We start from the raw sequence: 13,702 nt of genomic DNA, 5'->3' as shown, positions 1-13,702 counted from the left end.
CTTTTGATTAGAAAAAGATAAACTTGAGAATCTTCGGTCAAATTTATTGACTCAAAATCCGCTGTACTTAATTTAAATGAATCAACCCTACAGTTGAGGGGGGTATTTTTGGCATAACTCTCTGAATTTCCATGATTTTAAGGAGTATGGTTTATCTTGCGAGCCGAGAGCTGCTACAATCTAAGATGACTGGTTATAGATGCTTTCAAGATGACTAAAACAGCAGAAACCCTCAAAATAGAACTTGCTCAACTTCCTGTGCAAGATCGCGCTGAACTCGCTTACTTTCTCATCCATTCTTTAGATGAAGGTGTAGATGACAATGTTTTAGATGCTTGGGATAGAGAATTAACTGAAAGATTAGCCGAAATTTATGCTGGAACAGCCAATGGTGAACCATCAGATAAAGTATTATTGGAATTACGAGAGAAATATTCGTGAAACCGGTTATTATTCACAGTGAAGCAACAGGAGAACTTGACAATGCTATTCAATATTATGAGAAGCAAAAGATAGGATTAGGGCTAGATTTGCTATCTGAAATTGAACAAGTTCTCGAAAAAATTAAAATTAACCCTAATCTGGGAACAGACCATACTATCGAAGGGGTAAGCCGTTATGTCATTCGCCGTTTTCCTTACATCATTTTTTATGTAGAATTTGAAGCATTTATCTGGGTGGTTGCGATCGCACATGGAAAACGTAAACCTGATTACTCGAAAAAGCGAAATTTAGAATAATGGAGATACTCAAACGTAAACTAAAACCATCCAAATCCACCGAAAAGGAACCCACAAAAGTAGGCTAAATTGCCTCTAAAAATACCATAAATGCCCCTTCATGTTATCTTGAGTGGGCTTATTTTAGGGAATTTATTTTTACAATCCAAATCAATCATTTTCATTCTATAATGTTACCAGTGTAAAATAAATAAGAGGGGTTATTCATAATGAGTACACATCCGGATAACTTTGACAACTTTCTCTTCTGGAATAACCTGATAAACCAAACGATGCTGAATATTAATATGTCGGGAATAATAGCTCGCTAAATCGCCACTGAGTTTCTCATAAACAGGATAAGATTGATAGGGATTTGACTTAAGAATATTTAATAACTCGTTAGCTTGTTTTGCCAACCCAGTACGAGCCAGCTTTTCAGCATCTTTTTTCGCTTGTTTGGTAAAAACCAACTGCCAATTATCCATTTAAAATTGCTCTGATACCCGCCTCATCCACACAATCTTCAATAGAAGTGTTGCCACCTTCAATAATTGAATCTACCATACCAGGAATAGAATACAAATAAAGCGTTTCTTGAATAGAGTTCCAATCTTCCTCAGCGATTAAAATAGCATTTTTTTTCGTACCAGATAACAAAATCGGTTGATGATTATCATTGGTATCATTCACTAATTCATCAATTTGTTCTTTGGCTTCAGTAACAGTAACAATTTTCATGTAACTATCCCTTAAATTAACAACAAGAGCGCAGCCAATCTTAACACAAGTCAAGTATTATTCAGCATAATAGCACCTTTTCTAAATATTTGTCAAATTTCTTTTTACTTATTCTCGTTGCCAATTCTTGATAAGTTGCCTTGCTCTGGAGCATGGTACATTGACTGATTGATTACTATTCTGGGTGTTCCTAGGGGATTAAGTAAAGCACTAAGTAGGTAGGTGTTAAAATTTGTCAGAGCCGCCTTATTAAGGGGAGTAGGGGGGATCAAAGACAAAATCTATCTTCAATTAATTCTCGATAAACTGCTTAGGGAATAAAAACTATTTCGTAAAGTTGTTGTAGTAGATAAAGTTGATTAATAGCTGCAAGATTGTTGATAGGCGATGTATCACTGACAATAATCACAATCTTCCCATCTCCCGCAAGTTCTTAATATCCTGTTCAAAATCTTCGACATCGTAGTGTACTGGAATTTGACGACTTGCCAGTAGGTGTTGAAAAGCAATACGATTCATTCCGGCAAATCGACTCGCTTGAGCAAGGGTGAGCTTCTCTTTTTGAAAGAGCATAACCGCAATTTCCGGCCTCATCTCAGCTTCAGTCCTGCGTGTGGCACTGAGAATTTCATCGGAGATATCAATACTCATGGCTATAAACCTATCTATCCCTTCCTATTGGAATAATATTATAACCTCCTTCATTTAGTCAGTTGAGGGTGTATTTTTGGCATAACTCTCTCAATTCCCATAATTTCAGGGAGGATGGTTTATCCGATAGCTGCTACAATACAGATACAGGAAATAAAATTTTGATCAGTAGGGTAGAAGTCTTTTCCGTTATCTTAGAAGGTGAGCATCATGAAAAATTTATAAGAAATTAAAGCGATTTTAGGTCAGGTTAAGTCCTTAGTAAAAGAAAAGTATTATGTCAGTGAATTAGGTATTTTTGGAGATTATGTAAAAGGAGAAGTGCAGGAAAATAGTGAAGTTAATATTCTGATAGATTATACAGAACCGCCTAGTTTACTAGATTTAGTAGATCTGGAATATTATTTAAGTGATTTACTTAAGCTAAAAGCGGATGTTATCAGTAAAAATGGCTTAAAAGGAAGAAGGCGAGAAAGAATTTTATCGGAGTTTATTTATGTATGACGCAACGGGAATTTAGAGATTTCTTGCAAGTAAAGTAAAACTCGATAGGTTGGGTTTCGCCTTTTGAGCCGATTGGTAATACCTGATCAATAATGATAGCTCAACCCAACCTACGGCTGAATCTTCATCCTTTGCCAATGAATCAAATAAAGACAAAGACTTTACCCCCAGTTTTGGCAACTATTCTCGGTGTGAGAGGAGGAGGCAGATTTTGCTGCCGTTTCCTCCTGATATCTAAGACAGGATCAATTTTTGCGGTAAAAAATCTTACTGCCTTGGTCGCTGACAAAATGACAATTGCGGTAGGACCGCCAGAGAGATTTGAAAATCGGTTCTTTCGAGACGCGATAATAGTCTCCTAAGACGGGACGGATGGCCTCGGTTGCTTCTTGGAGATGATAGTGGGGAATAGTGATAAAAATATGATGGGCGACGTGAGTACCAATTTGGTGATGGATGGGATTAAAGATGCCATAATCGCGATCGATGGTAGAAAGCGCCCCTTTGAGAAAGTACCAGTCTTGACCGCGATACCAGGGAATATCATCTTCAGTGTGGTGTAGGAATGTCACCAGGTCCAACCAAACCACAAAGACGATATAGGGCATGATGTAGTAGTTAAACAGAAACCAAAAGCCGTAGCTGATACCCACCCCGATTAATAGACCTAACATAAAGGTACAGCAAACGGTGCTAGTAAGTACCTGCCACCGTTCCGAGGGGCGAAAGAGGGGGCTTTCGGGCATAAAATGGGACCCCTGTTTATTAGGGGAACGACGGAAAAGATAAAGGGGATAAACAAATAAAATTAGCTGAAAACGAGCTAATTTTTCGTACCAAGCCATATTGTTATACTGGGTTTCCGTGACGGGATACCAACTTTCATCGGTGTCGATATTGGCAGTATTAGCGTGATGGGTGCGATGACTGATGCGCCAACCGTGGAAAGGTACGAGAATGGGAGTATGACTGAGATGACCGATTAAGTTATTTAACCAACGATAACGGGAAAAGGAACCGTGACCGCAATCGTGACCGACCACAAATAAGGCCCAAAACATGGTTCCCTGCATAAACCAAAAAAGGGGGAAGAACCATGCTTGATTAATCTGGTAAGTTATCCAGTAAAGTAGGGTAATGATGCCAATATCAAAAAAAAAGTAGGCTAAAGAGCGAAAAACGCTTGATTGGAAGCAACGGGCCGGGATAGCTAGACGGACATCCTGTAGGGTAAATGGCAAAAATTCTCTTTTTAGGGAGGGTTTAGGTAGGGTTTGGGACACTAGGTTATAACTCAAGATAGATGACAGGGCAGTATTGACGAAAGCTTGAGTAGCTCAAGTTTTTTTGTTTCTCGATGCGCTATCTTTTCTCTATCTCAGCTAGGAGCGGATAAGACCGAGCGATCGAGCGAATTTCGTCTAACTCACTAGAATTTTATTGTAGGGCTTAATGTAACTTAACAAAAGCCCCTAGGGAAAGTTAATCAGATTCTCCCCCTGTCTGTCCGTCTGTCCCCTTGGGCATCTATAAAGATGCAACTCGCATCGAAAAAGATTGGCTCTTCGGTTCGTGTTATGCAATGGACGAGGTTATAAGGGATTAAACCATTATAGAGAAAGACATTGCTGCGATTTTTGTCCGTCGGTTTTAAGCAAAATTTCTTGATGAGAACTCTGTTTTTATTGTTTATCTGCTTGTTTTGGGGTAAAACAATTCTTGCAGAAACCTTACAAACGAGAAATTTTATTGTCAAGATTACTAGGAATTGCCCCGAAGGCGAGGTAGTGTGCAACAATGTCTCATACACTGGAACAAGTTTAAAAACCGCAGAATCTATTAAACTTACTGGGAGAACTGTTTATCGTTTGTGTTCAGATAGAGTTACTCCCTGTCAATTTCTCGGCTATGAGTTTATTAATGGGAATTATCGTTATTTTGTCACAGAAAGTGGTATAATAAGAATTTATAAAAATGGCAGGCTTTTACTTGAAGAAAGTGGTTCATGGCAGGATTAATCGTTTAATCAAAACTGATTAAATTTTCTTTTAAGTAGGTATATAAGGATTGCAGGCGTTGTGTTTCACTTTCAGTGAGTTGGTCTCCTTTTCCTCTCAACTCAAAATATCGTTGTGTAGCTGTCGATAAGCGTATTGTTTTACCTAGTTCTTCTAAAGCACTAAAATAACTGCCAGATATATTTCCCGCATTGAGTTGATTGCCATAAGATTTATTGTAAGTCTCCAAGACTTCCGTTGCCAAGTGTTTCTCAATTTGACCCGGTGCCAAGATAATTCCTTTTTTGATATTGACAACAATGTAGGGACTTACTGGTTCATTACGAGTTGAAGTAATAGTACCATTCCGTTCCATTTGTAGGGATTCTAATGCAACTTCTTCAAAGAAAAAGGCATATGCTCCTGTCTGTAAGGGAGCTTCACCAATGTTGGGAAGGCGGTTCTGATCGCCAGGATAAAAAGCAAATTCTACAGTTTTTACTTGAGGCCTAAATTCCGCATCTAGTATTGTTTTGAGAATATTATTGACTCCTTCTAAAGCTGCTGTTCCTAAAGCTGTAAAAGGAACGAGAATGGGAAAAGTGCCGCCTACTTCACGAGCAACTTCTTGTAATGCTCCTGTCACTTGATCTAATTTTGAGTCTCCTAATCCCTGACAAAAACTACTGAATGATAAATATAGTCTTTCTGTTTTCTTGTCTTTTTGGAAATCTTCAATAATCGCTACATTTTCTGCCCAAGTAGTAAGTAAATCATGGGTCAGTCTATTCATATTATTAATGTGATTGAGGTAGTGAGCTTTAATGATAGGTTTTTCTATATCTCCTAATCCTATCTGACTCATTACAGCAAAATAATCATTACCCCATTGTCCAGCTTTATACTCTTCTCTATACTTACTATAAAGTTGATGTGAAATAGTATTTATAGAGACGGTAAAATCTTCAGAAGCAGCAATTAAAGCATTATCATCTTTAAGGAATGGATCGAGTAATGGTCCGGGTTCCGTAATCGGTACTCTGCCGATGGTTGTGAGTGTCATTTAAGCATCCTCCTAAGTGTATATTTATAAAGTTTTACATGGCATCAATAGTTCCATCTGACACCTTTTTCGCCTCCCGTTTTCCATCCCTTTCCATTGCGACAATCAATATGAACGAAGCCCTTTTTCGCCCCCCAACCCAAGGCACCATACCAGTGTTGATCTACCCACTTTTGAAATTCAAACACATCTCCATGAGCAGGGCAAATATCGACCGCAGTTCCTCGGATATGCTGCGAGTCACTTACCCCTCCCACAGCACGATTGATTTGCTCAGGGCGATACCCAGAAGTGATAATAATGGGCTTACCGTAGTCAGTGCGAATCTTCTCCAACTCTCGCATAATCGTGAGTATGTTATTTTGCAAAGTGGTGTCGTGCGGAATGCGTCGGGGGTCGTTTCGTAAGTTTTCTCCTAGAGTGAAATGGGGGGTTAAATGGGTGGACATATCACTCCAATCTACATCTTTCGGAGTCAAAATTTTGGGCATTTCCCTAACCACTTCGACTTTGCTAACCTGATCGCTAGATTCTGTCGCTGCCTTGCCTGTTTCGGGCTTTGCGGCTAACTCTTCCGTATGTAAAGGTGTAGATGGTAATTGTTTGATAACTTGACAAGCTTTATCGTAATAACGTTGACGATCCGATAGTCCGTTATAACCACCATTAACCTTTTTTGTTACCTCTTTAACAGTTCCACCTCGATCACAAAGAGCATTCATGTTATTATTCTTCCACCAAAATCCGGCACTGTTAAAAGGATAAACCTGAGCAACATAGCTATGTCCCTGCATCACGTTTTGATCCTTTATAAAGTCCGCAAATTTCTGATAATTATGCCGTCCAGTTAATTGAATAACACCAGCACCTTTATATTTACGACCATCACCGGGAGAGGTATTTCCTAAATTACGGCGACCTTCATAAGCACTACCACTGGCAAGTTCTTCCATCCAACGCAGTCCTCCACTTTCATGGGCTGTTTGGCTGAGGAAATGTCTAATTCGTGGCACTGTATTAATTTCAAATCGCTGTAAACAAGAGTTTAAGTCATTGAATTGTTGATCACTCATTTTACGTCCATAGACAGACTCAGCTTGCTGGCGAGTTACAATATTACCGCCTTGATGCTGACTTGATTCTGGCGCGGATACAGATGAGCGGCCATTGTCTTGGCTAGATTTTTGCCAAGGTAAATGCCAATGATCCGACCAAAGATACCAAATGCCAGCACCGTAGTCTAACTCCACTAGGCAATGTCCGTCAATTTCTTCTGAATACTTGAGGACGTTGTACTCTTTGCCCACAGGAACTTCTTTTTTCTCGTTTTCACCGAGTTGTGATGAATCAATAGGCTGCTTTTTCAGATAGGTTTTAGTAGTTGCCTTGATGATGGTATTGGGGGGCGCAATGAGCCAATTTTCGGGTTCTACCTTTGTAGCTGTAGCTGATCTTTGAATCGAGCGGGTGGCTGCGGCTTTTAGGGTTCCTCTATTTGTTGAGGAGATGGCAGAAATTCTTGATAATTGGTCAATGGCTTCCCGCGCTGAACCATTTTTACTGGACTGGGGAACAGATGATAGTATCTTGTGTTCCCAAGGTAAGTACCAGTGATCTGACCAAATATACCAAATTCCCTGGCCGTAGTCTAATTCAACGAGGCAATGTCCATTAGATTCTTGTGAATGCTTGAGGATTTTATACTCTGTACCCACAGGAACTTCTTTTTTCTCGTTTTCACCGAGTTGTGATGAATCAATGGGTTGTTTTTTCAGATAGGTTTTAATGGTTGCTTTAATCTTTGTATTGGGGGGGGCAGCGACCAAATCTTCCCGATGCTGGGTTACTGATAACGTTGAAGTGACAGGTTTCGCCGCCGCAGAAAGTTGAATTTTATCAAGTAAGGCTTTTCCGTTAGTCTGTTGACTTACCCAATCTTGATTTTGGATAAGCCAGTTTTTTATGGAATTATTTCCCCCATCTACTCCATCACTTTCATACTCGTCAATAGCTTGTGCTAGTCTTTTCCTCTGCTCAACAGCAAACAAATCTTTTAAGATATCATCCCTTGATTGAGAATTGCCAAGGCCAATTCTGGCGATCGCCCGATTCATTTCGTACTTCCAGCTATCTCCCTCCGTTGATGACCCCGGTATTCGTAGTTCGATGGCGCGATCGAGATAGGAGATGGCTTGGTTTAAATCAGGAGGCTGTGAACTGATGTAAGCATAACCTAACTCTGCATTATACGAGGGATTATTGTTATCACTGGCTACCAGAGCCTCAAAAATCGGAATTGTTCTATTGACCCGATCTTTAAACGTTAGAGTTCTCCTTCCCAAGCTACGGGCATCATGGGCAAGATTAAAAACAATTTTTTTCACATCATCACTAGCACCTTCAAGTTTCTCTTTCAATTCTGATAATTCGGACTGATTTAGCCCTTCTTGAATCTGCTGGTTGACTAGATTGCGGATGTATGTTTTTTCTTCGAGTTCCTTGGCCTGAGATTCTGCTTTCTCTTTTGCTAGGTCAGCCGTTTTTATACGGTCAATCACCTTACTTAATGCCGCATCTAGGATGGCTTTACCGCCGTAGCCGCCCACCAATCCAGTGACAAAAATTGTGATTTCCAAGCCAGGTTTTCCAAGTTCCTGGGGTAAGAACTTATAGGCAATAAGTGACCCACCTATTCCAACAAAAATTTCTCCCAAAAAGCCGGGGTTGAGATTATTGGGATTTTTCTTACTCCAAGACGGCAATTCTAACTCGCCGTCAAGCAATATGGAGTAAAGTAACCCGCCTAATGCCCCAGCCAATACCAGACTTAGATAGAGAGTATTTGTGCCATTTAACCATTCTAAGTAACCGGGCAAATCCCTGATTATTGTATGTTTGCCACTTGCAGAACTTGTAAAACTGATTAACCAAGCAAAGCCCAGAGCCATACCAAGTCCCAAGAAAAAGGTCAGGAGGAAATTAATAGCTTTGGGAATGGGAGGAAATGTTAGGGGAGGTTTTTGTTTTGCTTTTTTCATGAATTTAGACTCCAAAACTCAGTTTGTTTACTGTTGAAAAATTAGTTTTATTGGCAGGGATTAATGGGCTTAGATGACTCAATCTCGCTGTTACTTATACGTCAGAATTATCCTGTCCGCTGTTGCTATCGTTATTCAAAGAGCGGAGCGATTTACCTAATAAATCTCCTAACTTACCATTTAGTAAAGATTGGATCAGTAACATACCACTGGTGGAAAGCATCAACTTGTTAATCTCTTCTCCATTTCCATTGGGAAAAGTATAGATATTGGAGTCTCCCAAAATCCCTGCTTGGGGAGCTAATGCTTTGGCAATTTCAACAACCTGGGGTAAATTTTCTATTAGTTGAGGTGCTAGATCCCGAATCATTTGAGCCGTGCGATCGGCATCCGTAGCCGGTATCAGATGGTAACGCTTACCTTCTGCTTCTGCCAAACGTTCGATAGTTTTTGCTTCGTTCTCCACTGACTCTGCGGCTATTTCCGCTTGCAGCTTCTGGCGTTCGGCTTGGGCTTTTTCAATTGCTGTAGTAACAGCTTGTTCTGCTTGGGCGCGTTCTATTTCTGTTTCCAGCCGTTCTTTTTCTTTACTAATAATCGAGATGGTTGCAGCAATTTCTCCCGTTTCTATTTCTTGATTGACTGTTGCTTGTTTTAAGCGAAACGTTTTATTTTTCTCAATTAAGTTTGTGTCCTGTAGGAGCTTGTTAAGTTGAATTTCAATCTCTGTTTGGTGTTTGAGTGATTCTAGCTCTTTTTTGTCGTTTAACTCAGCAATTTCGAGCTTTTTCTTTAAAGCTAATTCAGAGGTTTCAATCGCCTCCTGTAGTTCTTTTTCTTTTTCATTTTGGTATTTTTCTATAATTAGCTCATGATCAGTCTTCCTCTTTTCGACTTTTTCCAGTGTTTCTAAATTTTTCAAAGATGTTTCTTGATGTGTAAGCTCTTGATTTTCTAGTTCAATCCCTATCTCTAATTCCTTTATTCTTATATCTCTGCCTTTCTCTAATTCCTGTTTTCGTATTGTTTCTTCCGTATCTAATTCCTGTTTTCGTATTGCTTCTTCCGTCTTTAACTCTTCCGTACGAGTTGCCAGAATTGCCGGTTGAATCACTTTTGTCCGAGCCTCAACTGCCTTGGCATCGAAATAGTTGTCAGCAGTATAGTTGGCACTCTCTTCAACTTCACCAATAACGAGATCTCTAACAGTTAATCCTAGAGGATTTAGGCAGTTACCAAGTATAGTTGTCGCTTCTTTTCCCACCTCTGTGCGATTTGTATGCAGATAGTCTAATGTATGTTTACTGGCACTTCCTCGTAGGGCGGTTTCGGCGCGTTTTTTAACAGCTTTTTCTACGGCTACGGTTGAAATACTGTCTTCTTCTACCAAAAATTTTTGAGCCTTTTGGTTGTCTTCTTTTGTGTCGGCAATATAGACATAAATTGTCGCTTGTACACTGGCTCGTAAATAATCCTGAGTACGAATATTTGATACTTCTATATCAACAGCAAATTCTTGGGATCGAATCGTGTCTGAGTCTGGTTGTGGTTCAGTCCATACCTTTAAACCTCCAATAATTTTGTCTTTTTGCGACCACAAAGAAACCAGTATCAAAGTAACTACAACAGTTACTCCTATCGGCACTAAAGGGAAACTGCTGTTACCTGACGGTGGATTTGATCGGGAAGGATCAGGGGAAGATTGAGCGACAATAACAGGCTCTGTTTGGCTGGGTTGTACTGCTCTCATATGGTAAAGATTCAGATCAGGAAATTCCAGCCATTTTAACATTTATGGTTTTTCGGTAGATAATATGTTAACAAAAATTTATAACCGTTTAGGGGTAGAGCCGTTTCATTTAACCCCATATTTCGAACTTCAGTCTTATTCTTTTTATGATAAGTTTAACTTATATAGTAGTGGTCGATCTCTGTGTCCTTTGTGTCTCTGTGGTTCGTTCCACGCACTCGTCCGCAAGACCGTATCTTAGAATACATTTTACCCACCAAACCCGGGAGAGCCAACGGATTTAGTATTAGAGCTAATTGGCTGTGAAAACCGAAAAAAAGGGGTAAACAAAATTCACCCCCAACAGAGAAAGTAATAATCCTACAAAGTGCTGATAAACTTATCAAGGCGATCGAGTCCTTTTTCAATCGTCTTTAGATCTGTAGCATAGGAAAGACGAATACAATCATCAGCACCGAAAGCAATACCGGGGATAGCGGCTACTTTTTGGCTTTCGAGGAGTTTCTGACAGAAATCCCCTGATTTTAAACCAGTTTGACTAATATCGATAAACACATAAAAAGCACCGTTGGGAGTAGGACAATCGAGTCCTGGAATTGCTCGCACTCGTTCTAAAATATACTGTCGGCGCTCGCTAAAAGCTTTGACCATTTCCTCGATGCAATCTTGGGAACTCGCCAAAGCAGCGATCGCACCGTATTGGGCAAAAGTGCAGACATTGGAGGTACTATGACTTTGGATCTTAGTCATGGCCTTGACAATTTCCACCGGTCCTGCTATGTAACCGACGCGCCACCCCGTCATCGAGAAAGCTTTAGCAAAACCATTACTAATAATACTGCGCTGAAAGATTTCCGGACCAAAAGAAGCGATACTGCGGTGAATTGCGCCATCGTAGAGGATTTTCTCGTAAATTTCATCAGAAACCACTAAAATATCCTTTTCAACCACAATTTTTGCTAAAGCGGCGATTTCTTCAGGAGTATAGACAATGCCGGTGGGATTAGAGGGAGAATTGAGGACAAATAACTTAGTTTTCGGTGTAATTGCCGCTTCTAGCTGTTCGGGGGTGATTTTATACTGATTCTCTAGGCTAGTGTTGACGATAACCGATGTTCCCCCCGCTAATGTCACCATTTCAGGATAACTCAACCAGTAGGGTGCGGGAATAATTACTTCGTCCCCCGCTTCAATTAACGCCATGATTAGATTGTAGAGAGACTGTTTACCCCCATTGGTAACGATGACATTATCGGCATTGTATGCTAGTTGATTATCCTGCAGCAATTTCTCGGCGATGGCTTTTCTTAACCCCGCTTCCCCAGCAGCCGGTCCGTAGCGAGTTTTTCCCTCATCGAGGGCCTTTTTCGCGGCAGCTTTGATGTGAGTGGGTGTGTCGAAATCTGGCTCCCCGGCGCTAAAACTACAGACATCTTCGCCGTTTTTCTTCATTTCCTTGGCCAGGGAGTCGATAGCTAGGGTAAGGGAGGGGGTAACTTGATTGACTCGTGACGCTAGTTTCATGGTATTTTACCCTGACAGGGCTTTTCTGATGACCTACACAACCTTTAGTATTGTCCATTACCTCGATTGTTCTGGGTGTTTTTTTATATAATCTCCGGAATTGCCTCGATTGGGGATGCGGATGGGGTGATGGGGTGTGGGGTGTGGGGAGAACAAAGCTGCCTTTTGCATGAGTGCCTGAGTGCCTTCGTTATTGAGGATTTTTTCTTTTCGTGGTTTTTTGTTTGCTGGTAGAGAGTAAGGGAGCGGTTAATTTTTCATAGAGTTCAAAGAGGTATTCAATACGGTTTAATTCACTGGTAAAGGATTGGGGACGATAACACAAATCAACGGCTTTGTCAAGTTTTTGGTGAGCTTTGAGCAAGTCGGGAGGCATGGTTAAAGGATCGTATAAATCGGCAAGGCTACTATCAGGATATTTTGTCCTTGTATCTAGCACAGCTTGAGCGCAAGTTTCGACGGTTTGTTTTTGTTTGTCGGTGATATTTTCTGGAAAAGGAAAATTATTATAAACAATATCTTTTGAGTAACGATAATCACTTTTTAATCTTCCACACACATATTTAACCCATGCCATGTGCATTTCTGAAGTAAGAATACCAAAATGATAAAGATTTGCATTAGGAATTAATAAAACTTGATCGTTACCAATCACATTTTTATTCATAAAACCTATTGGAATATATTTTCTTCTTTCAGATGAAACACGGGGAACAAGTAAATAATTCGTTTCGGGTTGTGCTATTTGACAGAATAGAGTAGGTGTCGCCGCAAATTTACGAGTAGAAGCAGCTTTACTTTTTAATCTAAAATTTTTAACCTTATCTACTTTTTTTATGACTTCTGGTAATGTCTTTAATTCCCTGGGAGAAATATCAAGTAACCATAGACAGTAGCGACTATAACCATTAATAAATTCTTGCGCTCCTGTATAAGGTCTAATCCATTTTTCTGCCTTCGGCTCTAATTTTAAAAATTCTTCTTTTTCTGGTTCTGTCAAAATAAAATTACCACCATCTCTTGGCATACTACCAAAACGCATTAATGGAACATTAGATAAAGGAAAACTTCGATTATAAATAATGATGTCACTTCCATCAACCAAATAGGGATTAATATTATTAGACTGAACAACTAATGATTCACCTTGAATATCTTCATAATCAAATAGGATTTTATTTGTTATATTAAAACTTCCAAAGCCAATAATTACACAATGAACTGCGGCGTTTCCTTTTGCCTCATTACTCCATTTAAAAGTACGATGGGCAAAATGAATTTTTAACTGATATTTTTGAAAAAGAATATTCCAAAGTAATGCAACTTGCTCCCCTTGAGATATAGAATTTGTGGAAACAAAAGAAACCCTGATTCTATTGCCCTGAATTATTTGAGCAGCCTTAATATACCATGCACACACATAATCTAAAACGCCTATTCCTTTCTCACCGTCGAAAACATAAGCCATATCATTCCTTTGCTGTTCGTTTATAATCATCGCACCAACAAAAGGAGGATTTCCTAAAATAAAATTGAGCTTCTCTTTTGATATAACTTCCTCCCAATCAATCCGCAAGGCATTTCCATTAACAATCTTTGCCGCTTTCTTTAATGGTAAACGCAGAAAATACTGACCAAAAGTATTACTAACCTTAATATTCATCTGATGATCAATTAACCACATTGCCACCTCAGCAACTCTTACCGCAAACTCA

At 39.7% G+C, this 13,702-nt stretch carries 12 protein-coding genes and 1 pseudogene; 3 read left to right on the top strand and 10 right to left on the bottom strand.

Annotated features, from left to right (window positions below):
• Positions 1-210: 210 nt before the first annotated feature.
• Positions 211-441 carry an addiction module protein gene (locus tag BGL89_RS06730; protein WP_286825030.1) on the top strand — a complete coding sequence of 77 codons (231 nt, stop codon included), beginning with the start codon at positions 211-213 and terminating at the stop codon, positions 439-441.
• Complete coding sequence (locus BGL89_RS06725; RefSeq protein ID WP_286825029.1) at positions 438-740, top strand: type II toxin-antitoxin system RelE/ParE family toxin; 303 nt, start codon at positions 438-440, stop codon at positions 738-740. Before BGL89_RS06730 ends, BGL89_RS06725 begins: the two co-directional genes overlap by 4 nt.
• Positions 741-940: 200 nt before the next feature.
• Here the strand turns inward: BGL89_RS06725 and BGL89_RS06720 are convergent, their stop codons facing one another.
• From BGL89_RS06720 to BGL89_RS06705, 4 genes and pseudogenes are all read right to left on the bottom strand, one after another.
• Complete coding sequence (locus BGL89_RS06720) at positions 941-1,207, bottom strand: Txe/YoeB family addiction module toxin (protein ID WP_286825028.1); 267 nt, start codon at positions 1,205-1,207, stop codon at positions 941-943.
• Positions 1,200-1,460: a type II toxin-antitoxin system Phd/YefM family antitoxin gene (locus tag BGL89_RS06715; protein ID WP_002736246.1), complete on the bottom strand. Its 261-nt coding sequence runs from the start codon at positions 1,458-1,460 to the stop codon at positions 1,200-1,202. The genes BGL89_RS06720 and BGL89_RS06715 overlap by 8 nt, the downstream gene beginning before the upstream one ends.
• A gap of 313 nt (positions 1,461-1,773) precedes the next feature.
• Positions 1,774-1,869 (bottom strand): annotated as a pseudogene (locus BGL89_RS06710) (PIN domain-containing protein); the annotation flags it as partial.
• Entirely contained in the window at positions 1,866-2,111 is a 246-nt protein-coding gene (locus BGL89_RS06705; RefSeq protein WP_286825027.1) for a UPF0175 family protein, read from the bottom strand. The pseudogene BGL89_RS06710 and the gene BGL89_RS06705, both read right to left, overlap by 4 nt.
• 228 nt (positions 2,112-2,339) lie before the next feature.
• On the opposite strand from BGL89_RS06705, the gene BGL89_RS06700 reads away from it, so the two are divergent.
• Positions 2,340-2,615 carry a nucleotidyltransferase family protein gene (locus BGL89_RS06700; protein ID WP_353743916.1) on the top strand — a complete coding sequence of 92 codons (276 nt, stop codon included), beginning with the start codon at positions 2,340-2,342 and terminating at the stop codon, positions 2,613-2,615.
• A gap of 245 nt (positions 2,616-2,860) precedes the next feature.
• Here the strand turns inward: BGL89_RS06700 and BGL89_RS06695 are convergent, their stop codons facing one another.
• The 6 genes from BGL89_RS06695 to BGL89_RS06670 form a co-directional block, all read right to left on the bottom strand.
• The gene (locus BGL89_RS06695; protein WP_286825026.1) at positions 2,861-3,898 is read right to left on the bottom strand and encodes a fatty acid desaturase; all 1,038 of its coding nucleotides are present in this window, start codon (positions 3,896-3,898) and stop codon (positions 2,861-2,863) included.
• A gap of 739 nt (positions 3,899-4,637) precedes the next feature.
• Positions 4,638-5,675 carry a hypothetical protein gene (locus tag BGL89_RS06690; RefSeq protein WP_286825025.1) on the bottom strand — a complete coding sequence of 346 codons (1,038 nt, stop codon included), beginning with the start codon at positions 5,673-5,675 and terminating at the stop codon, positions 4,638-4,640.
• Between the two features lie 44 nt (positions 5,676-5,719).
• Positions 5,720-8,713, bottom strand: a complete 2,994-nt coding sequence (locus tag BGL89_RS06685; RefSeq protein WP_286825024.1) for a D-Ala-D-Ala carboxypeptidase family metallohydrolase — start codon at positions 8,711-8,713, stop codon at positions 5,720-5,722.
• 94 nt (positions 8,714-8,807) lie between these two features.
• A complete protein-coding gene (locus BGL89_RS06680; RefSeq protein ID WP_286825023.1) occupies positions 8,808-10,505 on the bottom strand; it encodes an SPFH domain-containing protein in 1,698 nt (565 codons plus the stop codon).
• A 318-nt stretch (positions 10,506-10,823) separates the two neighbouring features.
• Entirely contained in the window at positions 10,824-11,987 is a 1,164-nt protein-coding gene (locus tag BGL89_RS06675) for a pyridoxal phosphate-dependent aminotransferase (protein WP_286825022.1), read from the bottom strand.
• Between the two features lie 190 nt (positions 11,988-12,177).
• The coding region (locus BGL89_RS06670; protein ID WP_353743915.1) for a class I SAM-dependent DNA methyltransferase at positions 12,178-13,702 on the bottom strand (1,525 nt) is incomplete at its 5' end.

The organism is Microcystis sp. LSC13-02 (assembly GCA_002282935.1).
GTDB lineage: Bacteria > Cyanobacteriota > Cyanobacteriia > Cyanobacteriales > Microcystaceae > Microcystis.
This window is presented reverse-complemented; position numbering and strand designations above follow the sequence as displayed.

What these genes read in the sequence shown, in the direction of transcription:
- BGL89_RS06685 (WP_286825024.1), bottom strand. Translation starts at nt 8,713, where the DNA reads ATGAAAAAAGCAAAACAAAAACCTCCCCTAACATTTCCTCCCATTCCC.
- BGL89_RS06720 (WP_286825028.1), bottom strand. Translation starts at nt 1,207, where the DNA reads ATGGATAATTGGCAGTTGGTTTTTACCAAACAAGCGAAAAAAGATGCT.
- BGL89_RS06690 (WP_286825025.1), bottom strand. Translation starts at nt 5,675, where the DNA reads ATGACACTCACAACCATCGGCAGAGTACCGATTACGGAACCCGGACCA.
- BGL89_RS06675 (WP_286825022.1), bottom strand. Translation starts at nt 11,987, where the DNA reads ATGAAACTAGCGTCACGAGTCAATCAAGTTACCCCCTCCCTTACCCTA.
- BGL89_RS06730 (WP_286825030.1), top strand. Translation starts at nt 211, where the DNA reads ATGACTAAAACAGCAGAAACCCTCAAAATAGAACTTGCTCAACTTCCT.
- BGL89_RS06680 (WP_286825023.1), bottom strand. Translation starts at nt 10,505, where the DNA reads ATGTTAAAATGGCTGGAATTTCCTGATCTGAATCTTTACCATATGAGA.
- BGL89_RS06715 (WP_002736246.1), bottom strand. Translation starts at nt 1,460, where the DNA reads ATGAAAATTGTTACTGTTACTGAAGCCAAAGAACAAATTGATGAATTA.
- BGL89_RS06705 (WP_286825027.1), bottom strand. Translation starts at nt 2,111, where the DNA reads ATGAGTATTGATATCTCCGATGAAATTCTCAGTGCCACACGCAGGACT.